Source organism: Corynebacterium sp. HMSC034B08 (assembly GCF_001835805.1).
Taxonomy (GTDB): Bacteria; Actinomycetota; Actinomycetes; order Mycobacteriales; family Mycobacteriaceae; genus Corynebacterium; species Corynebacterium coyleae.
The window spans coordinates 33,611-55,345 of record NZ_KV825969.1 but is presented as its reverse complement, the minus strand read 5'-3'; the positions used below and the strand labels follow the sequence as shown (position 1 = coordinate 55,345).

Here is a 21,735-nt window from a genome sequence, read left to right as displayed (position 1 = left end):
AAGCCCGCCAAAAAAGCGGGCCAATCGTCGTGCCTACACACTACTTCGCAGACGGAACCTCCGGCGCGACACCAGTGCGCTCATACTCCGCGAGAATATCGATACGACGCTGATGACGCTCCTCCTCACTCCACGGCTGGGAAACAAACGCATCAACAATCGCGAGCGCCTCCTCCTCCGTATGCATACGGCCACCAATGCCAATCAACTGAGCATTATTGTGCTCACGCGCCAACTTCGCGGTCTCAATCGACCACGCCAACGCACAACGAGCACCCTTGACCTTATTCGCCGCAATCTGCTCACCATTGCCCGAACCACCAAGCACAATGCCCAACGAACCCGGATCCGCAACAACAGCCTCAGCTGCAGCGATGCAAAACGCCGGGTAGTCATCCGCAGCGTCATACTCATGAGCACCGCAATCGGTCACCTCATGACCCTGCGCCTCAAGATGGGCCTTAATCTGATTCTTCCGCTCGAAACCGGCGTGATCTGCTCCAAGGTAAATACGCATAAGGCTTAGCGTACCTGCGGGGCTTCCGTACGGCTGCGCTTGAGCTCAAAGAAATACGGGAAACTTGCCACACCAACCGCATGGTCGAACAACTTCCCAGCATCCTCGCCCTCCGGCACACGCGTGATCACCGGGCCGAAAAACGCACTGTCGCCGAGCTTGACCACGGGGGTGCCGACGTCGTCGCCAACCTCAGCCATTGCCGACGCGTGAAAACCGCGCAAGGCCTCATCAACCTCGTCGGTATTCGCCACATCCGCGTACTCCGCGGGCAAACCGACCTCGGCAAGCGCCTCCGCAATAACACTGTCGTAGGCGCCGAAACCTTTCTTGTGATCCTGGCCGCCAGTGTGGATGATCGTGCCCATCGCCGTGTACAGCGCGTCGATCTTGTCCGGGGCATCCTGCTTCACTTTCGCGAACACACGCGCGGGACCCCAGTTCGCCTTCATCAACTCGGCATAGTCGGCAGGGATGTCACGGCCGTCGTTGAGCACGGAGAGCGACATCGGCACCCACTCGACCTCAACATCGCGGACTTTCTCCACTTCCTTCATCCAACGCGAAGTCAACCAGCAAAACGGGCAGGAAACATCAAACCAAAAGTCACTTGCTCTTTCATGCCGCCCACAATAGCGCGTGTAGCCTGAGTCACATGAAGACTAATCTCACGCGTGAAGACGCGCAGTTGCGCGCGAAGCTCATTTCAAACGTCCGTTACGACATCCTGGTGGATATCACTGGCGAGGACACGTTCACGACGGTGTCGACAATCCAGTTCGATTCCGAGGCGGGAACGACGCACTTTGACCTGGTGGCGGAATCATTCGAGGCGACGCTTGATGGGGAGCCGACTGGCCAGGAGATCACGTTGTCGGCGGGTTCCCATGAGCTGCGGGTGACGTCGACGGAGCCGTACAACCGCACGGGTGAGGGCCTGCATAAGTTCACGGATCCGGTGGATGGCAAGGACTACCTGTACACGCAGTTTGAGCCGGCGATGGCGATGAAGGTGTTTGCCTCGTTTGATCAGCCGGATTTGAAGGCGACGTACAAGGTGGGTGTGAAGGCGCCGGAGCGTTACACGGTGATTCTGAATGAGGCGGTTTCACGCGAGGAAAACGGTGACGGCACCGCGACTTGGACCACGACGATTGATTACCCGCTGTCGACATACCTGGTTGCGATTTGCGCGGGTGAGTTTGAGAAGGTCACCGACACGTACGACGCGGGTGATGGCCGCACGATTGAGCTTGGTCTGTACGCGCGTGCCAGTTTGATTCCGCATATGGATTCGGAGCGTCTGTTCCGTCAGACGAAGGACGGCTTCGATTTCTATCACGCGAATTTCGGCCGCAAGTACCCGTTTGGCGACAAGTACGATCAGGTGTTTTGCCCGGAGTACAACATGGGCGCGATGGAGCACGTTGGTTGTGTGACGTACCGCGATGAGTACATTTTCACGTCTGAGCCGACGCCGTATCGTCTGGAGCGTCGCAACGATACGATTCTGCATGAGATGGCGCATATGTGGTTCGGCGATCTTGTCACGATGGAGTGGTGGGACGATCTGTGGCTCAATGAGTCGTTTGCTACGTGGTCGGCGGCGACGGCGCAGGTGGGTATCGGTGAGTATCCGGAGGCGTGGACGACGTTTGCCACGGTGGAGAAGGCGTGGGCGTATTCGCAGGATCAGTTGCCGTCGACGCACCCGATTGCTGCGGATGCGCCGGATATTGAGACGGCGGAGCAGAATTTCGATGGCATTACTTACGCCAAGGGTGCGTCTGTGCTGAAGCAGTTGCAGGCGTATGTGGGTTATGAGGAGTTTTTCGCGGGTGTGCGTAAGCACTTCGATAACCATGCTTACTCCAATGCCACGTTCGATGATCTGCTTGGCGCGCTCGAAGAGGCTTCGGGTCGCGACTTGTCTAACTGGGCTGAGCAGTGGCTGCGTACTACCGGTGTGTCGCGTCTTTACCCGGAGATTTCGGACACGTTTACCGTGGTGCAGGAGTCGCCGGTGTTGCGCGACCACCGTGTTCGCGTGGGGCTTTATTCGCTTATCGACGGCACCGTGCAGCGCACCCACCAAGTCGAACTCGATATCACCGGCGAGCGCACTGAGATTCCTGAATTTTCAGGCGTGAAACACGATCTCGCCCTGGTGAACGACGACGACCTCACGTACTGCCTGATGGGCCTCGATGCGCAGCAGCAGCAGTTTGCCGTGGAGCACTTGGGCCAGATTGAGGATTCGCTGGCGAAGACGTTGGTGTGGTCTTCCCTGTGGGAGTCTGTGCGCGATGGTCGTCTGCCTGCTCGTCAGTATGTGGAGTTGGTGGCGCGTGAGGTTGGCCCGGATATGCAGGAGCGGATCGCCGCTCAGGCTACTGAGGCTGTGAAGCGCTACGTTGATCCGGCGTGGCGCCGCACCGGCTTCGATCTGTTGAACGAGGCGTTCCGTGGTCAGGAGCCGAAGGCGGTGTTCGACCGTGCGCTTGCCCGTCTGGAGCCGACTGAGGAGACGGTTGAGTACTTCAAGGATTTGCTGAAGACCTCCGAGAATCAGGAGGTTCGTTGGTTGGCGATCACGAACCTTCTCGCTGCTGGCGCCTTGCCGTTGGAGGCCGTTGACGAGGAGAAGGACGAGACGTCGGAGGGTGCGATTTCGCGGTTGAGGGCGAGGGCGGTCGTCGATAAGCGTTGGGCTTGGGACAAGCTCATTAACGACGACCTGACCAACCTGGAGGCCCGCTACCTCATGGACGGGCTCACCTTCACCGACGCTGGGCTCGAGGGGTTGACCGACGAGTACTTCCGCGCCGCGCCGGCCCTGTGGGACCGTTTGACCAACGAGATGGCGCAGCGCACCCTGGAGGGCATGTACCCGCGTTGGGACGTCACGCAAGAGGCTGTTGAGAAGGCAAACGCCCTGCTGAACAACGACGTCCCCAATGGCCTGAAGCGTGTTATCGCCGAAGGCCAGGACCGCTCCGCACGCGCTGTGCGCAACCGCGCGGCCGACGCAGCAGCAAATTAAAGCTGCTTGAGGGCTTGTTCGAGGTCGGCGATCAGGTCGGCCTCGTCCTCAATGCCCACTGAAATTCGGACCAACTCCCCCGGCACCTCGAGCGCCGAGCCGGCCACGGACACATGCGTCATGGTGGCGGGGTGCTCGAGCAGGCTTTCCACGCCGCCGAGGGATTCGGCGAGGCAGAACAGTTTCGTCGACTTGCAGAACGTCTTGGCCTGCTCGGTGGTTTGGAACAGTACGGAGACCATGCCGCCGAAGCGGGTCATCTGCTTTTTCGCCACCTCGTGGCCCGGGTGTGTTTCGAGTCCCGGGTAACACACGCGGGAAACTTGCGGTTGGGCGTCGAGGTATTTGGCCACGGCTTCGGCGTTGTCGCAGTGGCGGTCCATGCGCACGGCGAGGGTTTTCAGGCCGCGGCCGGTGAGGTAGGTGTCGAACGGGGATGGGTTGGCGCCGACCCAGCCGAAGAAGAAGCGGAGTTGTTCGTGGAAGCCGTCGACGCGGTCGTTGCGGCCGCAGACGATGCCGCCGACGACGTCGGAGTGGCCGCCGATGTATTTCGTCGTTGAGTGGAGGACGACGTCGGCGCCGAGTTCGAATGGTTTTTGCAGGTAGGGGGATGCGAAGGTGTTGTCGACGACCAGCGCTGCCTGCTTCTTCACTGCCGCGATTGCTTCGATGTCGACGACGTCCAGCATTGGGTTTGTCGGCGTTTCCACCCAGATGACCTTGGTGTTGTCTTGGACGGCGGCGGCGACCTCTGTGGGGTTGGTCATGTCGACGACGGTGTTTTCCACACCCCAGAGGGTGAAGACTTGTTGGATGAGGCGGTAGGTGCCGCCGTAGGCGTCGTTGGATACGACGACGTGGTCGCCGGGTTTGAGCAGGACGCGGAGGACGACATCGATAGCTGCCATGCCGGAGGAGTAGGCGACGGCGAAATCGGCGTTTTCAAGCGCCGCAACAGCTTTTTCCAGGGCGGTGACGGTGGGGTTTCCCACGCGTGTGTATTCGTAGCCGCCGCGGAGTTCGGCGAGGCCGTCTTGGGCGAAGGTGGTGGAGGCGTAGATGGGGGTGTTGATTGGCCCGTAGAGGCTGTCGGGCTCGTAGCCTGCGTGGATGGCGTTGGTGGTGAATCCGTAGACAGTCATGTGCACAGACACTAGACCAAGCGGTACACCCCTCGGTCATTTTTATGCATCGCGCGTACACTCGTGCGGTGATGGATACTCAAGATGCTTCTGAAAAGGTTGACCAAGCTGTCGAGGGCGTGGCGTCGTGGTGGAACAATCCGCAAACGCATGAATTGTTCATTGAGCGCCCGGTGAAGATCGTGCTCATTTTGCTGGTTGCAATTGTGCTGAATTGGCTGGCGAATGGCATTATTCGGCGTGCGACGCGCCAGGGAATTAAACGCTCGAATGTGTTGAAGTATGAGGGGCGTGATGCGCAGCAGATTCGTGCGCAGGAGAAGCGTCGTCAGCAGCGGATGAAGACGCTGGCCAATGTGGGCCGGTCGGTGGCTGCGATTGTGATTTGGGCGTGGGCGGTGCTTGCGGTGCTGGATCAGTTGGGGGTCAATGTTGCGCCGTTGATTGCGTCGGCTGGTGTTGTCGGTGTGGCGATTGGTTTTGGTGCGCAGTCGTTGGTGAAGGATTTCTTTTCCGGTGTGGCGATTTTGATTGAGAACCAGTTCGGGGTGGGTGACACGATTGAGGTCGGCGATGTTGTGGGTGATGTTGAGGAGATGACGCTTCGCATCACCACGCTTCGCGATATCGACGGCGCGCTGTGGTACATCCGCAACGGCGACATTGATCGGGTTGGCAATCACTCGGCCCGCTTCTCTACCGCGCGTGTGCAGGTGCCGGTGTCGTTGATGGTGAATCCGGATGAGGTGTCGCGTTTGATCGAAGAGACCGCTGTTGCGGGCTGCCAGGACAAGGAAGTCGCCGAGCTGGTGATGGGCACTCCGCGGATGTTGGGTCCGAGCGAGGTGACGCCGGATTACATGTCGTTCCGCGTGGAGGTGCAGACGATGCCTGGCATGCAGTGGACGGTTGCGCGTTATTTGAATCAGCGGATTTTGGCGGCGTTGCACCGTGAGGGTGTGGTGTTGACGCCGCGGGAGTCTGTGTTGGTGAAACAGCAGGAGGAAAACGTTGGAGATTAGCCCGAAGCAGGAGCAGACGCTTTTCGACGCCGTCGGTGGCGAACCGTTCTTCATCCGCCTTGTCCGCGGGTTTTACGACCAGGTCAAGGAGGATGACCTCATTGGCCCGATGTACCCGGATCAGGATTGGGAGGGCGCGGAGAACCGCCTGCGTTGGTTCCTCGTCCAGTATTGGGGTGGCCCGCGCGAGTATCAGGCGCAGCGCGGCAACCCGATGTTGCGCAAGCGCCACTTCCCTTTCGCGATCGGTGAGCCGGAGGCGGATCGTTGGCTCGAGTTGATGGGCAAGTCGATGGAGCAGTTTGACGACGACGAGCTGCCCGAACCGTACCGCGCCCAGATGTGGAATCACATGCAGCGTGTGGCGTACATGATGATCAACCAGGGCCCGCGGGCCTATTAGTCCCAGCCCGGGCCGCCAGCGAAGCGCGGCCCGCTAGAACAGCAGGCCGAGTCCGGCGTTGCGGTAGACGGATCCGAAGGGGGCGTCCAAGCGGGTCCAGCGCCCGCAGGTGGATACGCGCAGGTGGCGCGGGATCTCCGCGGGTGCTTCGAAGCCGGGGATGAGCCCGAGTGCGGTGCAGGCGAAGATCATCCGCATGGGGATCTCCACTGGGTTGTCGCTGTCGGCGTCTGCGGTGAGCACGATCCCGTCCAGCAAGGATTTCGGTGGGCCGGCTGGTCCGGAGAATTGGCGGGCGAGGTTGCGGCCTTCGTCGGCAAGGCGACGCGCCACGCCAACCGGCACCTGCTCACGCGCAACGAATCCGGTGGCGGGTGGCAGCGCCCCGGGCCAGACGGCATCGCGCGCCGGCCCGACCTCAACAGAACCGGACTGCAGCGCGGCGAGGAGGTCGCGGGCGCTGACGGTGGCGGTGTTGTGGGAGGTGGTGCCGGTGATTCGTCGAGAAGCAATTGCGTCGAAGGGCGTGGTCACGAACACGTCGAGCGCACCATCTCCGACCTCTTGTATGCGGGCGGAGGCCTGCGGGTCAAGGCCAACGGCGCGGCCGACCAGGGTGGTCAGTCCGCGCGCGCCGGTATCGATGTCGAGGGAGATCACCTAGTTGTCGGCCGCCTTGGACAGGATGCCGATCTCCTTCTTCGTGATCTCGCGCGGCGAGGTGGTCGTGGTATCAACCGTGACCTGCACGCACTCCACTACCGCGCAAGTTTTGCCCTGCGCGTCCTTGATCTCCTGACGGGTGGTAAATGAGGTGTTGCCCAGGTTGACCACTTGCGTCTCCACGGTCACTGCGGTGGTGTTGGGCAGGATCGGACGGACGTAGTCCACCTCGAGCCGGCGCACGAACACCACGAACTCGTGGCCTTCGGAGTAGAAGAACTTCTCCGCGAACGCCAGGCGCGCCTCCTGCGCCAGCTCGACATAGGCCGAGTTGGTCACGTGACCGTAGCGGTCAAAGTCGCTCCAACGCACCGGAATGGTGTGCACGTGGATTTCTGCCATGGGGTTTGCTCCTAACGGGTGAGCTTGCGGTGGGTGACGCGCGACGGTTTGGCGGCTTCCTCACCGAGGCGTTCGACCTTGTTCTTCTCGTAGTCGCCGAAGTTACCTTCGAACCAGAACCACTTGCCTTCTTCGACGTTGCCTTCCCACGCGAGGATGTGGGTACAGGTGCGGTCGAGGAACCAACGGTCGTGCGAGATGACCACGGCGCAGCCCGGGAAGGCCTGCAGTGCGTTTTCGAGGGAGCCGAGGGTTTCCACGTCAAGGTCGTTGGTGGGCTCATCGAGCAGGATCAGGTTGCCGCCCTGCTTGAGCGTCAGCGCCAGGTTGAGGCGGTTGCGCTCACCGCCGGAGAGGACCTTGGATGGCTTCTGCTGGTCAGCACCCTTGAAGCCGAAGGCGGACAGGTAGGCGCGCGACGGCATTTCGTTCTGGCCGACGTGGATGTAGTCCAGGCCGTCGGAGACAACTTCCCACACGGTTTCTTCGGGGTCGATGTTTTCGCGGTTCTGGTCCACGTAGGAGATCTGGACGGTCTCGCCGACGGTCACGTTGCCGGAGTCCGGCTCTTCCAGACCAACGATGGTCTTGAACAGGGTGGACTTACCCACACCGTTGGGGCCGATGACGCCGACGATGCCGTTGCGCGGCAGGGTGAACGACAGGTCCTTGATCAGGACGCGTCCGTCGAAGCCCTTGTTCAGGTTTTCCACTTCGACGACCTTGCTGCCGAGGCGCGGCGGGGTCGGGATCTGGATTTCTTCGAAGTCGAGCTTGCGGTACTTCTCCGCCTCGGCTGCCATCTCTTCGTAGCGCTCCAGACGTGCCTTGTTCTTGGCTTGGCGTGCCTTCGGCGAGGAACGGACCCACTCGAGTTCCTTCTTCAGGCGCTTCTGCAGCTTCTGGTCCTTCTTGCCGGCAACTTCGAGACGCTCAGCCTTCTTCTCCAGGTAGGTGGAGTAGTTGCCTTCGTACGGGTAGAGCTGGCCGCGGTCGACCTCACAGATCCATTCTGCGACGTTGTCCAGGAAGTAGCGGTCGTGGGTAATTGCGAGCACGGCACCCGGGTAGGTCTGCAGGTGGCGCTCCAACCAGAGGACGGATTCGGCGTCGAGGTGGTTGGTGGGCTCGTCGAGAAGCAGGAGGTCCGGCTCGCTCAGCAGCAGTTTCGCCAGTGCTACTCGACGACGCTCACCACCCGACAGGTTGGTCACCGGCGCATCAGACGGCGGGCAGCGCAGAGCCTCCATGGCCTGCTCGATCTTGGAGTCGATCTCCCACGCGTCAGCTGCGTCGAGCTCTTCCTGCAGCTTGCCCATTTCTTCCATGAGCTCGTCGGAGTAGTTGGTCGCCATTTCTTCGGCGATTTCCTCGAAGCGCTGCTTCTTTTCAAACAGCTCGCCGAGGCCTTCTTCGACGTTGCCGCGGACGGTCTTTTCTTCGTTGAGCGGCGGCTCCTGCAGCAAGATGCCAACGGTGGCTCCTGGCTGCAGGAAGGCTTCGCCGTTGTTTGGCTGGTCGATGCCCGCCATGATCTTCAGCAGCGACGATTTACCGGCGCCGTTCGGACCCACAACGCCGATCTTGGCGCCTGGGTAGAAGGCCATGGTGACGTTGTCCAGGATGACTTTTTCGCCAATGGCCCTGCGGACGTTTTTCATCGTGTAGATGAACTCAGCCACTACGTTTCCCCTTTTGTTGGTGAATGCGGACGTTAAATACCGCAATCAGGGTACATCACGTGGCTGAGTACGACGCCCTCCTAGAACGGTGCCTTGGCGGCGCTGAGGTCTTCGGCGCTGTAGCGGGCCTCGTCGGTGCCGTCGGGGGCTCCGTCGAGAGCATTGTCTCCCCCATCGGCTTCGGCGGCCACCGGCTCGGCCGGGTCGACCGGGTCGGCAAAGCTGGGTGGTTGGCCGGTGAGCCGCTCGAACACGGCCTCGGCATCCATAACAGGTACCGCGTCGTGTCCGTCGAGGCTGTGTCCGGAGTTGGAGGTGCGCGCCGAGTTGAGCTGGTAGTGGTTCATGTCAAAGGCCACGTTGCGGGCCTTGAGCATGATTTTCGAGCGGGTGACGGCGTTGTTGCCTTCGCCTTCTTGCCAGAAGTCGGTGACCAGCGAGCCGTCGACGATGACGGGGAATCCCTTCTTCAGCGACGCGCCGCAGTTCACGGCGAGTTGCCCCCAGCACTCAACGTCGATGAACAGCGGGTCGACGTCTTCCCAGGTCTCTTTACCGTTGTCGTCGGTGACACGCTTGCGTTTCGACGACGCCAGCCTCATCTTGGTGACCGTCGCTCCACTCGCGAACAACACAAGTTTCGGATCATCGGTCAGGTTGCCAATAAGGCGGATGGTGTTTTGGCTCATGGAAGAGCCCCCCTTTCCATAGTGCGGATGATGGTGTGCGGGGTGTCGTCGTCAAGCAACGCCCTGCACACTTCGAGGTTCGCACGATTTTTAAAGCCGGTAAAGGGGGAAGCCGTTTCTGTGGATAACTTTGAAACCAGATTCCACAATCCGCTGCTAGGAGCGATTTCCGTACTGGGCGAGCATCTCGTTGTAGCGGCGCCATTCTTCGTCATCGGTCTCTTTCGCGCGGCGATCGGCCTCTTCCGTTTCGGCTCGGTCTTCGCGCAGCCACTGCATGAACAACTCACCGAAGACGATCAGCAGCGGGAAGGAACCGGACGCCCAGGCGATGCCGCCGCCCTCCTTCTGAATCTGCGCCAGGTCAGGGTTCCACGGCAGTTCGAGGTTGTTGTAAAAGTCCTCGCCCATGACCACGCCAAGCTGCATGAGGTACACGCCCATGAACAGGTGGAACGGCATGGATACCCACAGCCAAGCCAGGCGTGTTTTCGCGGTGGCGCGGCCCTCGATGTGGTCGGGGCCAATCAGTTCCCAGAAGTAGAAGTAGCCAGACACCATGAAGACGGCGTTCATGATGACGTGGCCGGCGTGCTCAGAAATCATCAGCTCGTAGAACGGGATGAACACATACATGGCGTAGAAAAACACCAGGAACTGGATGGTGGACACCGGCGGGAACGTCACGATGCGCAGGAACTTCGAGCGCTGGAAACTCTCCGCCCACATCCGCGGGTTGAACTCGCCTGCCGGATACGCCTTGCTGATCAGGGTCAGCGGGGCGCCGAGCACCATAAACACTGGCACGCCCATCGACAGGATCATGTGGACGGTCATGTGCACCGAATACGACGCCGGCATGTGCATGCCCAACCCAGAGCTCAGCGTGACGACGACCGTCACACACCCAAGCAACCACCACACCGTCCGTGACGTCTTCCACCCGTCCACGCGGCGCACCAGGCGCAGGTAGTAGACGGCCAGAAGAATCGCAATGACGCTAAACAGCAGCTCGGGGCGCCACAGAGTGATCCAGTTGGTCCAGGAGATCTGTTCAGAAAGGTTGTACCCCATCTTCACCTGCATGCGGGTGAGGTTCGGGTCGAGCGGCGGCGGGGGCGGCGTGCGGCCAAGGGTGACCGCAAGGCCGGAGACCGCAGCCATGATCAGGACTTCCACCGCTCCGAGGCGGGCAAACGCCTTCGGCTGGCTGTCCAACAGCGGGATGGTGCGCTCGCGGTGGGCGTAACCAATGATGCCGAGCAGCATAATCGCCACCGTCTTCACGATCAGCACGATGCCGTAGCTGTACTCCGTCAACTCACTAATACGCACGCGCACCAGCGCGTTAATCACACCGGAAAGCGCCATAGCCAGAATGGAAAACAGGGCAACCATGGAGTAGCGGCGGGAGGCTTCGGTGAGGTGAGGGCCTCGTCGTAAAGCATGCGCTACCAGCGCCATCAACCCACCAACCCACAACAACATGGCCACAAGGTGCCAAATGAGCGAGTTAGTGCCAAAGTCGTGGGAGCCGCCCGTCGCCGAGTGGCCAGTCAGACCGATCGGCATGACCACCACAATCGCGCCGATGAACAGCGCAACCTGCGACCACCAACTCGTCGCAACGTAGCCACCGACGGCCACCACCGCCGCGAACGCAGCGACGATCAGCCACACACGCGCCTCTTCGACCTGCTCCAAAGCCTGCGACCAGGCGGCCGCCTCAAACATGACAGTCTTCATCGGCTGGCCAGAGACGTCCGAGAGCACCAGCGGGATCATCAGCAAACCGATCAGCACGATGCCCGCACTCGCGTGCGCACCAGTACGCGACGCGATATGCCCGTCCACCGTCAACTGCGCACCGTTGAGATCCTCCCCCTGCATGCGCGGCGGGATGAAGAATGACGACAGCATGAACGACCCCACCGCCAACGCCATAAGAATCCACGCCACACCGCGCAGCGCCGGCAAACCGAACGTGGTGGTCACGCCAGGGTCTGGAATACCGAGCGCCGCCAGCGACCCACCAGAGAACGACTGCGCCACCGCACCCGCGACTACCGCCGCCGCAGCGAGCGCGGCAAGATAGAGCGGCCAAGCGGAAACAACAGCAGGCTTTCGGGCAGTCTCAGTCATGCTGCATACCCTACTTTCGCCCGCGATACGGCCATAACTACAATCAAGCGCACTGCCCCCATAGCTCAGTGGATTAGAGCATCCGGTTTCTACCCGGCTGGTCGCGGGTTCGAATCCTGCTGGGGGCGCTTTGTGTTTCTGGGGGTTGGGATGAGGGGCGCGCCGCGTACTTGGTGAGAACGCATTGGTGAAGATGCCGATTTTTGGCCGTCTTCACCAATGCGTTCTCACCATGTGCGGGGAAAGAGGCGTGCCGCAAAGCTAAACGACACATGGAACACGGCATACTCCGCTGATTTTCAGCGATATATGCCGTGTTGGATGTGTCGTTTGGCCTCAGCAGACCACACTTCACCCATTTTTGGGATACGCGTCCCATAGCGTGATACAGTTTCTTCCATTCTGCGACACAGCAGTTTCACACAATGGAATGAAAGGACGGGCAATGACCACCAGCGTCGAGCATCAACCCCCTGCCCCACAAGCGGCCCCTGCTGCCATCCGAGAGACCACCCCGCAGGAGCGAAACCGGGTCCGCCTTGCGTCGACAATTGGCACGACGATTGAGTTTTACGACTTCTACGCCTACGCCACCGCAGCCGTCGCGGTATTTCCGTTCCTCTTCTTCCCCAAGTCGGAGTCGAGCACGGTGGCGCTGCTGTCGTCGTTCGCCACGTTTGGCCTGGCGTTTATCGCTCGCCCGCTAGGTTCAGTGTTGTTCGGCCAATTCGGCGATAAGGTCGGCCGCAAGGCCACCTTGGTCGGTGCGCTGCTGACCATGGGTATCGCCACCTTTGTTATCGGCCTGCTGCCCACCTACGCACAGGCCGGCATCTGGGCACCGGCGTTGCTGGCACTGATGCGCTTCTGCCAGGGCCTTGGCCTGGGCGGCGAGTGGTCCGGCGCGGCCCTGCTGTCCACAGAAACAGCAGCTAAGGGACGCCGCGCCTGGGCGGGCATGTGGCCCCAACTCGGCGCACCGTTCGGCTTACTGCTGGCAAACGGCCTGTTCCTCATCCTGGTCACCGTGCTGGGCCACACCACTGGCGACTTCGAGGGCGCGTTCATGCGCTGGGGCTGGCGCATTCCGTTCCTGCTGTCCATCGTGATGGTCATCATCGGCCTGTGGGTTCGCCTGCAGGTTGAGGAGACTCCGGTGTTCCAGCAGGTGGAGCAGAACAACCAGAAGGCCGCTTCCCCACTGGCGGAGGTATTCAAGACCGCTTGGAAGCCGCTGATCCAGGGCACGTTTGTCATGGTCGGTTGCTACACGCTGTTCTACATCGTGACCACTTGGTTCCTCTCCTACGGGATTGGTTCGGCGGAAGAGGGCGTTGGCCTGGGTATTGCGTACCCGATGTTCCTGAAGCTGCAGCTGGTGTGCATCTTCGGGTTCATCGCTGGCATCCCGATTGCGGCGCATTGGTCGGATGTCTACGGCCGTCGCCCGGTGTTGGGTCTGACATCGGTTGCGATCATCGTCTACGGCCTGAGCTTCAAGTGGCTGCTGAATCCGGAGACGTTCACCATGGTTTCCCTGGGCATCTTCTTGTTCATCGGCATGGTGTTGATGGGCTTCATCTTCGGCCCGATGTCTGCGATCTTGCCGGAGTTGTTCCCATCGAATGTGCGCTACACCGGCTCGGGTATCGCGTACAACGTGTCCTCCATCCTGGGTGCGGCTATCGCCCCCTTCATTGCGACGGCACTGAACGCGAAGTATGGCCCGCAGGCCGTGGGTATCTACCTGGTTATCGTTACCGCGATTTCCCTGTGGGCAATCCTTTCCTCCCCAGAGACTAAGCACCAGGAGATGCACGAGATTTAACGCTTGCTTTCCATTCAGGCAAGTGACATACTTGCCAACGTGGAAAGCAACAAGATCTCTCAAGAAGAAGCTCGCGCCACCCTCGAGCAGATCGACATGCTCGAGCGCGACGCGCAACATAAGCCCACACCCCTGTGGGCTTATGTCATTCTCGGCACCCTGTTCGGAGTCACTGCTGCTGGCCTGATCCTGCGGTGGACGTACTGGTGGGCATTGTTTACGGTCATTATCATCGCCTGCATCGCCATCACCGTGCGAGATCACAACCGCAACGTGCGCCCAAGCATGAAGCAGCCGATCCAGGAAGACCCCGAGACGAATTGGGGATCCGTCCTGATGCCACTGATCTTCATGCCAATCATCTGGCTCGTCCCCGAAGGTAGCGTCGCTGGCGCGACTATCGCGGGCGTCCTCTCCGCAGCTGTCATTATCGTCACCGGTTACTACTGGGAGAAAAACCGATGAGTGAGCCAGCCATCGACCCCGTTATTCACCCGTTAGCCAGGTTGAAGATTTGTGCGGCGCTGTTTCATGGGGGTGCCGTCGAAAAGCAATCGTCCCGCTTTGAGATGCGCTTTAGCGCCCTAAAGGACGAGGCAGACTTGTCAGACTCCGCACTGTCCAAGCAGTTGGCCACGCTGGAGGAGCACGGCTACGTCACCCGTTTTCGCGAGTATGGGTCGAGTAGGGCGAAGGACACAGTGTGGGTCACACTGACAGCGACGGGCGCGCAGGCCTTCGAGCGACACACGGCAGCGTTGCGAGAGATCGCGGGCGGGTAGATTCGGACGCATGAGTTTTCCAGGACCATCCATCAACTCGTTCGCGTTGATTACTGGCGCGAGCCAAGGCATCGGCGAGGCGATCGCGCGCGACCTGGCCAAAGGTGGCCACAACCTCATCCTTGTTGCCCGGCGCGAGGAGGTATTGCAGAAGCTTGGCGACGAACTCGCGGCCGCTCACGGCGTCACCGTCGAAGTCTTCGCCGCGGATCTGTCTAAGGAACGCGACGTCACCGCACTGCTTAACCACATTGCGAACCGCAAGATTCACATTTGCGTCAATTCTGCCGGCATCGCGTCGTTCGGCCCGTTTATGAAGCAGGACTGGGAGTACGAGACGAACCAGTTCAACCTGAACGCGACGGCAGTGTTTCGCATCACCAAGGCGGTGCTGGATCAGATGGTGCCACGCGGCGAGGGCGCGCTGTGCAACGTCGGCTCCGCCGCGGGCAACCTGCCGATCCCGAACAACGCCACCTACGTGTTCACCAAGGCGGGCGTGAACATGTTCACCGAGGCCCTGCACTACGAGCTGAAGGATTCTGGCGTGCACGTCACCCTGCTCGCGCCGGGTCCGGTGCGTGAGGCGCACATTCCGGAGGAGGAGCAGTCGATCGTGGATAAGGTCGTGCCCGATTTCCTGTGGACGACCTACGAGTCCTGCTCTGCCGACACCCTGAAGGCGATGCGCCGCAACCGCCGACGCGTCGTTCCGGGGCCGCTATCGAAGGCGATGGATGTCGTGTCTACCTACGCCCCGCGCGGGATTCTGCCGCCGATTATGGGCAAGTTTTACGCCAAGATGGGAGAGGAATAAATGGAGATCGCAGACAAGGACAATCGCATCGTGTGGGTCGACCTGGAGATGACCGGTCTTGACCCGTCACGCCACGTCATCGTGGAGGTTGCGGCGCTTGTCACGGATGCGGAGCTCAACATTATCGACGACGGAGTCGACCTCGTCGTCCACGCCACCGACGCCGAACTGGCGGAGATGGATGACTTTGTCACCGAGATGCACTCCTCCAACGGGCTGCTCGATGACATTAAGGCCTCCACGACCAGTATCCGGGATGCGGAGGATGCGGTGCTGGAGCTCGTCGCAAAGCATTGCGATCCTGCTCATCCTGCCCCGCTTGCGGGCAACTCGATTGCTACCGACCGTGCGTTTATCCGTGCGCAGATGCCGCGTCTCGACGACGCCCTGCACTACCGCATGATCGACGTGTCCACCGTGAAGGAACTGTCGCGCCGCTGGTTCCCTAAGGCGTACTACAACCAGCCCGAAAAGGGCATGGCTCACCGCGCCTTGGCGGACATCGTGGAATCCATCCGCGAGTTGGACTACTACCGTCGCGCCGTATTTGTGGACTCCCCCGGCCCGGACACCGACACCGCAACGAAGGCTTCTGCCGCTGCAACCGAGTTCTACCAGCGGTTTTTGTAAACTTCAGATGAACGGCTAAGGTGTAATCCGCTGCAAAACAGCAATGGTGGCTGTAGTTCAGCTGGTAGAGCACCAGGTTGTGATCCTGGGTGTCGCGGGTTCGAGCCCCGTCAGCCACCCCAAAGCGTGCCCCGTAACCTGCACAACAGGTTACGGGGCACATTGCTATTCCACCCCCTCCTTGAATATGTTAGCCTTACCTAACTATTTGGCGTGCGAACTTCCGCCGCCCGAAGCAGCCACGAGTTGTTGAAGGACAGGGACAACGATGACCGAACAAGCCAACAAAGCGGCCGCGAGGCGTAAACCCCGGAAGGCCAATGAGGCAACCGTGACCGGTCGCCGCCAGCTCTCCCCCGATCTGGTTCGCTTAAGCCTGAACGCCCCCGCTTTTGTTGGTAAAGATCTGGAGTTTACGGACCACTACCTCAAGCTGTTGTTCGTGCCGGAGGGCGCCGACTACTCCTGGCCATTTAACGTCGAACAGGTCCGTGAACAACAGCCGCGCGACAAGCAACCGGTGACCCGGACCTACACGTTGATCAACCTCGACTCATCGACCGGGGATTTCGATGTTGACTTTGTCACCCACGGCGATGCAGGCCTGGCCGGTCCGTGGGCTCGCGTAGCCGAGGTTGGAGAGAAGATCGGCTTCTTCGGCCCAGGTGGCGCGTGGGGCCCTTCGGTCGACTACGAGCACTTCATCTTCGCCGGCGATGAGTCCGCAGCACCGGCCATCGGCGCGGGCCTAAAGCGCCTCCCCGAGGGCGCAACTGCGACCGCGTACATCGAGATCGAAGCCGAAGACCGCAAGTTTGAGCTCCCAGCCCGCGATGGCGTGGACATCCATTGGGTTATCCGCAACGGCGCGACCCATGGCACGGAGCTATCCCGCGTCGTGCGCCAGGCCGGCGTGCCGGACGGAAAGAACACCAGCTGGTTCATCCACGGCGTTGCCGAGATGATCAAGGAAATGCGGCGCTTCCTCTTCGTCGAATCCGAGGTCCCCAAGCAAGACGTGTCCATCTCTGGATACTGGCGCATCGGCATGACAGAGGATCAGTGGCAGGCCTCCAAGCGCGATTTCAACGCCGAGATTGAAGCCGAGGAGGAACGCGCGAAAGCCTAACTGCACCTAGGGGCACTAGGAGTAGAGCTGCTCGCCGCTGCCGCCGGAGCGCTGCTCCCAATCAAGGTTCCAGTAGCCCAAGCCGTCGTACGGGGTCAGGGTCGATCCGCCAGTGTTTTTCACCACTACCGGGTCACCCCGTTTGACGTACTCCTGGAACCACTTGGCGTTCTCATAGGAAGCGTTGATGCAGCCGTGCGACTGGTTCTGGGACCCCAACGCCCACAGCGCCCACGGCGCGGAGTGGACGTAGATGCCCGAGTACGACAGCTGGGTGGCGTAATCCACCGGCGTGACGTACCCGCCCGCATCCAACGCCAAGCCGTAGGTACGCGAGTCCATGACAAGGCTGGGGTGCTCATCCCCCACCACGTAGGTGCCATTCGGGGTGTCGTAGCTACCGTCGGTTCCCAGTGAGATCGGGAACTCCTTCACCAACTCGTCGTTAGCGTAGACGCGCAGCATCTTGTCGTAGTTATCCACGACAGTCTCCACCTTGTCACCGATGGTGAAGCTGATTTCGGTGTCGTCGGAACCGTAGACGCCTTCGGCAAGTTTGCGCCCATACAGATCCACTTTCACAGTGACCTCAGTACCGGGCTCCCAGTACTCCTTCGGGCGCCAGCGCACTTCGTAAGGATCCAGCCAGAAGAATCCACCCTCGGTGTCGTTCGAGGTTTCCACCGAGATGAGTTTCTCCATCTTCTTGGTGTCTTGGATCGGGCTATCAAAGCGGATGGTTACCGCCTGGGCGACACCAACCGTCGAGCCGTCAAGCGGACCAACGTACGCATTAACCGTCACAGCCGGCGACACCGTAGTAAACGACGACACCACCTTCTGGCCCTCAACATCACGCGCCTCAATGGTGTACTCGCGTCCGTAACCAAGCGGTTCCGCCGTAGACCATTCGGTTTTGTCGTCGTTGAACTCCGCCTCGACTTCCTTGCCGGCCTCGTTGGTCATCTTCACCGAGGCCAATCCGACCTCCGAAAGCACCTTCACCGGCTGGCCAGGCTCGACGTCAGTGGCGTTATTGCTCACCGAGACTTTCGGCGGCTTCGCCGCAGGCGTCGTCTCTGCAGCCTGGTCTGTCTCCGCAACCTGCTCGAGACGGCTCGACCCATCCCCCGGTGAGCAGGCCGAAATCATCGCTCCTGCAGCCAGCGCCGTCAGGACCGCGGTGCAGCGGCGAACCGCGCGAAGGTGGAGCACAATGGACCCCTCACAACTCAAATCCAAAACTCAAACGCCAATACTTTAACCGTTAACGGCTAAAAAGCCACCATCCACAAACAAAGCGTTATACAACGTTTAACATCGCCGAAAAATATGCTCTTACCTGCCGATTTCACACATTCAACACACGCTGCTAATGTATTACCTCGTTGCAGAGAGCAACACCAACAAAACAAAATACGCGCCATTAGCTCAATTGGCAGAGCAACTGACTCTTAATCAGTGGGTTCGGGGTTCGATTCCCTGATGGCGCACAGCACAGCGAGGCTGGCAGGTATTTTACCCGCCAGCCTCGCTTTTTGTGTACCCGTCACTTTTTCTCGCAGCTGAGACTAGGCTGATCTTCATGAAAACAGCCTTGGTAATTGTTGACGTGCAAAATGACTTCTGCCCCGGCGGTAGCCTTGCCACCGCCCGCGGCGATGAGGTGGCGTCAAAAATCGCGGAGTTGATCTCCACCCCTGATAACAGGTGTTTGGAGTACGACCACATTGTGGCAACACAGGATTGGCACATCGAGCCAGGTGACCACTTTGCCAAGGAAGGCGAGACACCGGACTTTGTCAACACCTGGCCGCCGCACTGCGTCGCTGATTCCTATGGTGCGCAGATGCGCGGACCGGTGGATACCTCGCTGATTGAGGAGTTTTTCCGCAAGGGCAAGTACACCGCCTCTTATTCCGGGTTCGAGGGCGCAACTGAGGCTGGCACATCGCTTGAGGATTGGTTGCGCGAGCGCGAGGTTTCCCAGCTAGACGTCTGTGGCATTGCAACGGACTTCTGTGTGCGAGCCACCGTCCTGGACGCCCTGAAGGCTGGTTTCAAGGTGCGCGTCCTGCGCGCGATGTGCTCCCCTGTCGATGACAAGGGCGGTGCCGCAGCGCTTCAGGAAATGTTTGAGGCTGGCGCCGAGATTGTCTAGTTACTTCGTCGGGTTGTAGCCCAGAAGTTCTTCCATCTCGCCCATTTCGGCGGTTTGCACCTCAATCATGCCTTGGGCCAACTCGCGAAGCGGCTCGTAGGCGCCGCCGTCCACCTCGTCCTGCGTCATCTTGATCACGTGGGCGTGGTGGAAGTGCATCATTTCGAGGAAAGCGGTGCGCAGGTCGTCGCCACGCAACTGCGCGAACTCGTCCAACTGCTCGGGCGGGAACATGCCATTGGCGATGTGCTTCGAGTGGAGCTCCATGTCCTGATCGATGCCCCACTCGTCGGCCCAGGCGTTCATCTGCTCGTTTTCGCGCTCCTGACCGTCCTTGATGCGCTGGGCGAGATCGCGCACCTGCGCATCGTCGACGTCGGAGTCCAGCAGCACATCCGACATGTCGATCGCCTGCTGGTGGTGCGGCACCATCATGCCCAGGAAGTGGACGTCAGTGCCGTTGTACTCGGCGTCAGAGGACGTTGCGGCAGTGTTTGCAGTGTTGGCAGTGCTGTTGTCCGGGGTGAACGCTGCGCGTATCGACGGCCCCGCGACAGTGAGCACAAGCACAATCACCGCAATGACCGCTAGTGCGATCAACAGCGGCTTTTTGCTGCCCCGCATCCGCTCGAGTTCGTGGTCGGCCTGATCATTAACCATTGATGCTCCCTTTCGGTCGTAAAGAGAGATTACCTTGAATTCAACAAGGACACGAGCGTATCGACGACAAAACGCCGGCACCTACAACATTGCAGGTACCGGCGTACAGACGCTCGCGCTTAGTTACGCGACAGCAGCTTCTGCAGCTCCTTGAGCTCGCTCTTGCGCTTACGGCCGTTGTAGACCTTGATACCGATCAGCGCTGCGATACCGATACCAACGCCAGCGATGATCTTCTGCACAGTCTCGTCCTCGAGCCAGGTCTTTGCCTGATCCCTAGCCGTATCGGCCAAGGTGGACGGGTTCGTGCGGTCTGCAAGCTCATCAAGCGTGCTGGCCAGCTGGCTGCGGGTGCGTGCAAGGTCACGCTCAATGTCGTGAATATCTCGTGCCACGGTTTCAAACTCCTACGTTTACTTGGGACTTTTCTAGACTGACGTCTTTTCGTACCAACAGTAGTGTAAAACGGGGAGGCATGACTGAACCCTCCAGACTGCAACAAGGCGACACCGCCCCCGCTTTTTCCCTGAATAACGACAAGGGCGAAACCGTTTCGCTTGCCGATTTCGCTGGCCAGCGAGTCATCGTGTACTTCTACCCGAAGGCCAACACGCCCGGCTGCACCACCGAAGCTTGCGACTTTAGCGACAATATGGACCAGTTCAAGGACGCCTCCGTCGCCGTACTCGGCATCAGCCCCGACCCGGTGGAGAAGTTGGCAAAGTTCCGCGACGACCACAACCTGACCGTGCAGCTGCTTTCCGACGAATCCAAGGAAACCCTCGAGGCATACGGTGCCTTCGGGGAAAAGAAGAACTACGGCAAGATCGTCCAAGGCGTTATCCGCTCAACGTTCCTTGTCTCCGTCGACGCTGACGGTAAGGGCACCGTGGAGCAAGCCCAGTACAACGTCAGGGCAACTGGCCACGTTGGCCGCATCCTGCGCGACTGGAACCTGTAAGTCCCCACTCCCCCATAAAGAATTGGTGCGCCCGGAGAGACTTGAACTCTCACGCCATAAGGCACTGGAACCTAAATCCAGCGCGTCTGCCAATTCCGCCACGGGCGCGTCGAGAACGGATATTACACGCCGCGCCCCCATCCACAGAAACCGCGGTATCAAACTTTAGTTTGGCACCATGGTTTTACCGGGTAAGATCACCACTCGTGAGCGAAAAGTTGGAACACACGGACGCGGACGGGACCACCCCGATTCCGCAGCGTGAGCGTCTCCGCGTGCGATGGTGGCACATCCTGCTCCTCATCGCAGCCGCAGTGACGTGCCTGCTGCTCGCCCGGTGGCAGTGGGAACGCTACCAATCCGGCACCGGCACTCTCCAGAACCTGGGCTACGCCCTGCAGTGGCCATGCTTCGCACTGTTCTTCATCTACGCCTACCGCGTAGGTATGCGCATGGAAAACGACAAGATTGACGCCGAGAACGCAGGACTGACCATGGATGACCTGTACGAGGCCGATCTCGCCCGCTACGGCAAGCACAAGCCCGTCACGGAAATCGACGAGGACTTCCTGCCCGCACGTCCGGAGATCGACGTCGACGAATACAACAAACTTGTGGCACCGCGCCGCGAAACCCACCCGGAAGGTAAAGGTGAACACGCATGACCGAGCAAACTCAGCCAGCAGCACAGCCAGAGCGCATCCACCCGGAGCGCCAGCGCCGCGTCAAGCAGGCATTGCTGTGGTTCTCCATCGCGGCGTGGATCACCGGCGTCCTGCTGCTTCTGCTGATTGCCCGCATGATCATGCAGTACGGCTTCGACATGAACGTCGACTACCTGTCCTGGGTTGCGCGCGTGCACGGCTTTGCGTTTGTCGCGTTTTTGATGACGTCGCTGAACCTCGGCTCAAAGGCTCGCTGGTCCGGCGGCACCTGGGTGGCAACCGCTATCTCCGGCGTTGTGCCGTTTATGTCCTTCTTCGTCGAAGAGAAGCGCCGCAAGGAAGTTAAAGAAAAGTTCCAGCTCGCCTAACGTCGGCGAACTGGAACTTCGGGGGA

The 21,735-nt window shown here is 60.2% G+C and carries 23 protein-coding genes, 4 tRNA genes and 1 pseudogene; 16 read left to right on the top strand and 12 right to left on the bottom strand.

The window, feature by feature from the left end:
• Positions 1-40: 40 nt before the first annotated feature.
• Positions 41-517: a ribose-5-phosphate isomerase gene (locus tag HMPREF2656_RS09560; RefSeq protein ID WP_070816506.1), complete on the bottom strand. Its 477-nt coding sequence runs from the start codon at positions 515-517 to the stop codon at positions 41-43.
• A 5-nt stretch (positions 518-522) separates the two neighbouring features.
• Positions 523-1,122, bottom strand: a pseudogene (locus tag HMPREF2656_RS09555) (DsbA family protein); the annotation flags it as partial.
• A gap of 50 nt (positions 1,123-1,172) precedes the next feature.
• On the opposite strand from HMPREF2656_RS09555, the gene pepN reads away from it, so the two are divergent.
• On the top strand, positions 1,173-3,560 hold the full coding sequence (pepN, locus tag HMPREF2656_RS09550; protein ID WP_070816502.1) for an aminopeptidase N: 2,388 nt from the start codon (positions 1,173-1,175) through the stop codon (positions 3,558-3,560).
• On the opposite strand, the gene HMPREF2656_RS09545 is transcribed toward pepN, so the two are convergent.
• Positions 3,557-4,705, bottom strand: coding sequence for a cystathionine gamma-synthase (locus HMPREF2656_RS09545; RefSeq protein ID WP_070816500.1), 1,149 nt, complete (start codon positions 4,703-4,705; stop codon positions 3,557-3,559). The two genes, pepN and HMPREF2656_RS09545, sit on opposite strands and share 4 nt — an antisense overlap.
• 71 nt (positions 4,706-4,776) lie before the next feature.
• On the opposite strand from HMPREF2656_RS09545, the gene HMPREF2656_RS09540 reads away from it, so the two are divergent.
• Positions 4,777-5,727, top strand: a complete 951-nt coding sequence (locus HMPREF2656_RS09540) for a mechanosensitive ion channel family protein (RefSeq protein ID WP_070614493.1) — start codon at positions 4,777-4,779, stop codon at positions 5,725-5,727.
• Positions 5,717-6,130 carry a globin gene (locus HMPREF2656_RS09535; protein ID WP_083308079.1) on the top strand — a complete coding sequence of 138 codons (414 nt, stop codon included), beginning with the start codon at positions 5,717-5,719 and terminating at the stop codon, positions 6,128-6,130. Before HMPREF2656_RS09540 ends, HMPREF2656_RS09535 begins: the two co-directional genes overlap by 11 nt.
• 33 nt (positions 6,131-6,163) lie before the next feature.
• Here HMPREF2656_RS09535 and HMPREF2656_RS09530 read toward each other — a convergent pair whose 3' ends face one another.
• The 5 genes from HMPREF2656_RS09530 to HMPREF2656_RS09510 all read right to left on the bottom strand — a co-directional run bounded on the left by HMPREF2656_RS09530 (position 6,164) and on the right by HMPREF2656_RS09510 (position 11,708).
• The gene (locus tag HMPREF2656_RS09530; RefSeq protein ID WP_070816498.1) at positions 6,164-6,790 is read right to left on the bottom strand and encodes a DUF8185 domain-containing protein; all 627 of its coding nucleotides are present in this window, start codon (positions 6,788-6,790) and stop codon (positions 6,164-6,166) included.
• Entirely contained in the window at positions 6,791-7,195 is a 405-nt protein-coding gene (locus tag HMPREF2656_RS09525; RefSeq protein WP_070569526.1) for an acyl-CoA thioesterase, read from the bottom strand.
• A gap of 11 nt (positions 7,196-7,206) precedes the next feature.
• A complete protein-coding gene (ettA, locus tag HMPREF2656_RS09520) occupies positions 7,207-8,877 on the bottom strand; it encodes an energy-dependent translational throttle protein EttA (RefSeq protein ID WP_070422571.1) in 1,671 nt (556 codons plus the stop codon).
• Positions 8,878-8,957: 80 nt separating this feature from the next.
• Complete coding sequence (locus HMPREF2656_RS09515; protein ID WP_070816496.1) at positions 8,958-9,566, bottom strand: single-stranded DNA-binding protein; 609 nt, start codon at positions 9,564-9,566, stop codon at positions 8,958-8,960.
• Between the two features lie 156 nt (positions 9,567-9,722).
• A complete protein-coding gene (locus HMPREF2656_RS09510) occupies positions 9,723-11,708 on the bottom strand; it encodes a bifunctional copper resistance protein CopD/cytochrome c oxidase assembly protein (RefSeq protein WP_070816494.1) in 1,986 nt (661 codons plus the stop codon).
• Between the two features lie 54 nt (positions 11,709-11,762).
• Between HMPREF2656_RS09510 and HMPREF2656_RS09505 the strand changes: the two genes are divergently transcribed.
• The 8 genes from HMPREF2656_RS09505 (at position 11,763) to HMPREF2656_RS09470 (ending at position 16,894) form a co-directional block, all read left to right on the top strand.
• A tRNA-Arg gene (locus HMPREF2656_RS09505) sits at positions 11,763-11,836 on the top strand.
• A gap of 317 nt (positions 11,837-12,153) precedes the next feature.
• Complete coding sequence (locus HMPREF2656_RS09500) at positions 12,154-13,536, top strand: MFS transporter (protein WP_083319500.1); 1,383 nt, start codon at positions 12,154-12,156, stop codon at positions 13,534-13,536.
• A gap of 39 nt (positions 13,537-13,575) precedes the next feature.
• Entirely contained in the window at positions 13,576-14,001 is a 426-nt protein-coding gene (locus HMPREF2656_RS09495; protein ID WP_141761060.1) for a hypothetical protein, read from the top strand.
• On the top strand, positions 13,998-14,318 hold the full coding sequence (locus tag HMPREF2656_RS09490) for a transcriptional regulator (protein ID WP_070816490.1): 321 nt from the start codon (positions 13,998-14,000) through the stop codon (positions 14,316-14,318). Before HMPREF2656_RS09495 ends, HMPREF2656_RS09490 begins: the two co-directional genes overlap by 4 nt.
• 10 nt (positions 14,319-14,328) lie before the next feature.
• The gene (gene cmrA / locus HMPREF2656_RS09485) at positions 14,329-15,135 is read left to right on the top strand and encodes a mycolate reductase (protein WP_070422576.1); all 807 of its coding nucleotides are present in this window, start codon (positions 14,329-14,331) and stop codon (positions 15,133-15,135) included.
• Complete coding sequence (orn, locus tag HMPREF2656_RS09480) at positions 15,136-15,765, top strand: oligoribonuclease (RefSeq protein ID WP_070483541.1); 630 nt, start codon at positions 15,136-15,138, stop codon at positions 15,763-15,765. It begins immediately after the preceding gene.
• 46 nt (positions 15,766-15,811) lie between these two features.
• A tRNA-His gene (locus HMPREF2656_RS09475) sits at positions 15,812-15,887 on the top strand.
• A gap of 146 nt (positions 15,888-16,033) precedes the next feature.
• Positions 16,034-16,894, top strand: coding sequence for a siderophore-interacting protein (locus HMPREF2656_RS09470; RefSeq protein WP_070451154.1), 861 nt, complete (start codon positions 16,034-16,036; stop codon positions 16,892-16,894).
• A gap of 15 nt (positions 16,895-16,909) precedes the next feature.
• Here HMPREF2656_RS09470 and HMPREF2656_RS09465 read toward each other — a convergent pair whose 3' ends face one another.
• Positions 16,910-18,109 carry a L,D-transpeptidase gene (locus HMPREF2656_RS09465; RefSeq protein WP_070422579.1) on the bottom strand — a complete coding sequence of 400 codons (1,200 nt, stop codon included), beginning with the start codon at positions 18,107-18,109 and terminating at the stop codon, positions 16,910-16,912.
• A 205-nt stretch (positions 18,110-18,314) separates the two neighbouring features.
• On the opposite strand from HMPREF2656_RS09465, the gene HMPREF2656_RS09460 reads away from it, so the two are divergent.
• A tRNA-Lys gene (locus tag HMPREF2656_RS09460) sits at positions 18,315-18,387 on the top strand.
• Between the two features lie 92 nt (positions 18,388-18,479).
• On the top strand, positions 18,480-19,055 hold the full coding sequence (locus HMPREF2656_RS09455; RefSeq protein WP_070816488.1) for a nicotinamidase: 576 nt from the start codon (positions 18,480-18,482) through the stop codon (positions 19,053-19,055).
• On the opposite strand, the gene HMPREF2656_RS09450 is transcribed toward HMPREF2656_RS09455, so the two are convergent.
• Together HMPREF2656_RS09450 and HMPREF2656_RS09445 are read right to left on the bottom strand one after the other, a co-directional pair.
• Positions 19,056-19,715, bottom strand: a complete 660-nt coding sequence (locus HMPREF2656_RS09450) for a DUF305 domain-containing protein (protein ID WP_246825153.1) — start codon at positions 19,713-19,715, stop codon at positions 19,056-19,058.
• 119 nt (positions 19,716-19,834) lie between these two features.
• Complete coding sequence (locus HMPREF2656_RS09445; RefSeq protein WP_070483535.1) at positions 19,835-20,110, bottom strand: DUF3618 domain-containing protein; 276 nt, start codon at positions 20,108-20,110, stop codon at positions 19,835-19,837.
• 80 nt (positions 20,111-20,190) lie between these two features.
• On the opposite strand from HMPREF2656_RS09445, the gene bcp reads away from it, so the two are divergent.
• Entirely contained in the window at positions 20,191-20,676 is a 486-nt protein-coding gene (gene bcp, locus HMPREF2656_RS09440; RefSeq protein ID WP_070816487.1) for a thioredoxin-dependent thiol peroxidase, read from the top strand.
• A 23-nt stretch (positions 20,677-20,699) separates the two neighbouring features.
• Here bcp and HMPREF2656_RS09435 read toward each other — a convergent pair.
• Positions 20,700-20,784, bottom strand: a tRNA-Leu gene (locus tag HMPREF2656_RS09435).
• Positions 20,785-20,882: 98 nt separating this feature from the next.
• On the opposite strand from HMPREF2656_RS09435, the gene HMPREF2656_RS09430 reads away from it, so the two are divergent.
• Positions 20,883-21,341 (top strand): hypothetical protein, encoded by a 459-nt coding sequence (locus HMPREF2656_RS09430; protein WP_224213568.1) that lies wholly within the window; start codon positions 20,883-20,885, stop codon positions 21,339-21,341.
• Positions 21,338-21,709, top strand: coding sequence for a DUF3817 domain-containing protein (locus HMPREF2656_RS09425; RefSeq protein ID WP_070422583.1), 372 nt, complete (start codon positions 21,338-21,340; stop codon positions 21,707-21,709). Before HMPREF2656_RS09430 ends, HMPREF2656_RS09425 begins: the two co-directional genes overlap by 4 nt.
• Positions 21,710-21,735: the final 26 nt, after the last annotated feature.

What these genes read in the sequence shown, in the direction of transcription:
- HMPREF2656_RS09545 (WP_070816500.1), bottom strand. Translation starts at nt 4,705, where the DNA reads ATGACTGTCTACGGATTCACCACCAACGCCATCCACGCAGGCTACGAG.
- HMPREF2656_RS09525 (WP_070569526.1), bottom strand. Translation starts at nt 7,195, where the DNA reads ATGGCAGAAATCCACGTGCACACCATTCCGGTGCGTTGGAGCGACTTT.
- HMPREF2656_RS09500 (WP_083319500.1), top strand. Translation starts at nt 12,154, where the DNA reads ATGACCACCAGCGTCGAGCATCAACCCCCTGCCCCACAAGCGGCCCCT.
- HMPREF2656_RS09515 (WP_070816496.1), bottom strand. Translation starts at nt 9,566, where the DNA reads ATGAGCCAAAACACCATCCGCCTTATTGGCAACCTGACCGATGATCCG.
- cmrA (WP_070422576.1), top strand. Translation starts at nt 14,329, where the DNA reads ATGAGTTTTCCAGGACCATCCATCAACTCGTTCGCGTTGATTACTGGC.
- HMPREF2656_RS09490 (WP_070816490.1), top strand. Translation starts at nt 13,998, where the DNA reads ATGAGTGAGCCAGCCATCGACCCCGTTATTCACCCGTTAGCCAGGTTG.
- HMPREF2656_RS09560 (WP_070816506.1), bottom strand. Translation starts at nt 517, where the DNA reads ATGCGTATTTACCTTGGAGCAGATCACGCCGGTTTCGAGCGGAAGAAT.
- pepN (WP_070816502.1), top strand. Translation starts at nt 1,173, where the DNA reads ATGAAGACTAATCTCACGCGTGAAGACGCGCAGTTGCGCGCGAAGCTC.
- bcp (WP_070816487.1), top strand. Translation starts at nt 20,191, where the DNA reads ATGACTGAACCCTCCAGACTGCAACAAGGCGACACCGCCCCCGCTTTT.
- HMPREF2656_RS09450 (WP_246825153.1), bottom strand. Translation starts at nt 19,715, where the DNA reads ATGGTTAATGATCAGGCCGACCACGAACTCGAGCGGATGCGGGGCAGC.
- HMPREF2656_RS09540 (WP_070614493.1), top strand. Translation starts at nt 4,777, where the DNA reads ATGGATACTCAAGATGCTTCTGAAAAGGTTGACCAAGCTGTCGAGGGC.
- orn (WP_070483541.1), top strand. Translation starts at nt 15,136, where the DNA reads ATGGAGATCGCAGACAAGGACAATCGCATCGTGTGGGTCGACCTGGAG.
- HMPREF2656_RS09425 (WP_070422583.1), top strand. Translation starts at nt 21,338, where the DNA reads ATGACCGAGCAAACTCAGCCAGCAGCACAGCCAGAGCGCATCCACCCG.
- HMPREF2656_RS09455 (WP_070816488.1), top strand. Translation starts at nt 18,480, where the DNA reads ATGAAAACAGCCTTGGTAATTGTTGACGTGCAAAATGACTTCTGCCCC.
- HMPREF2656_RS09510 (WP_070816494.1), bottom strand. Translation starts at nt 11,708, where the DNA reads ATGACTGAGACTGCCCGAAAGCCTGCTGTTGTTTCCGCTTGGCCGCTC.
- HMPREF2656_RS09470 (WP_070451154.1), top strand. Translation starts at nt 16,034, where the DNA reads ATGACCGAACAAGCCAACAAAGCGGCCGCGAGGCGTAAACCCCGGAAG.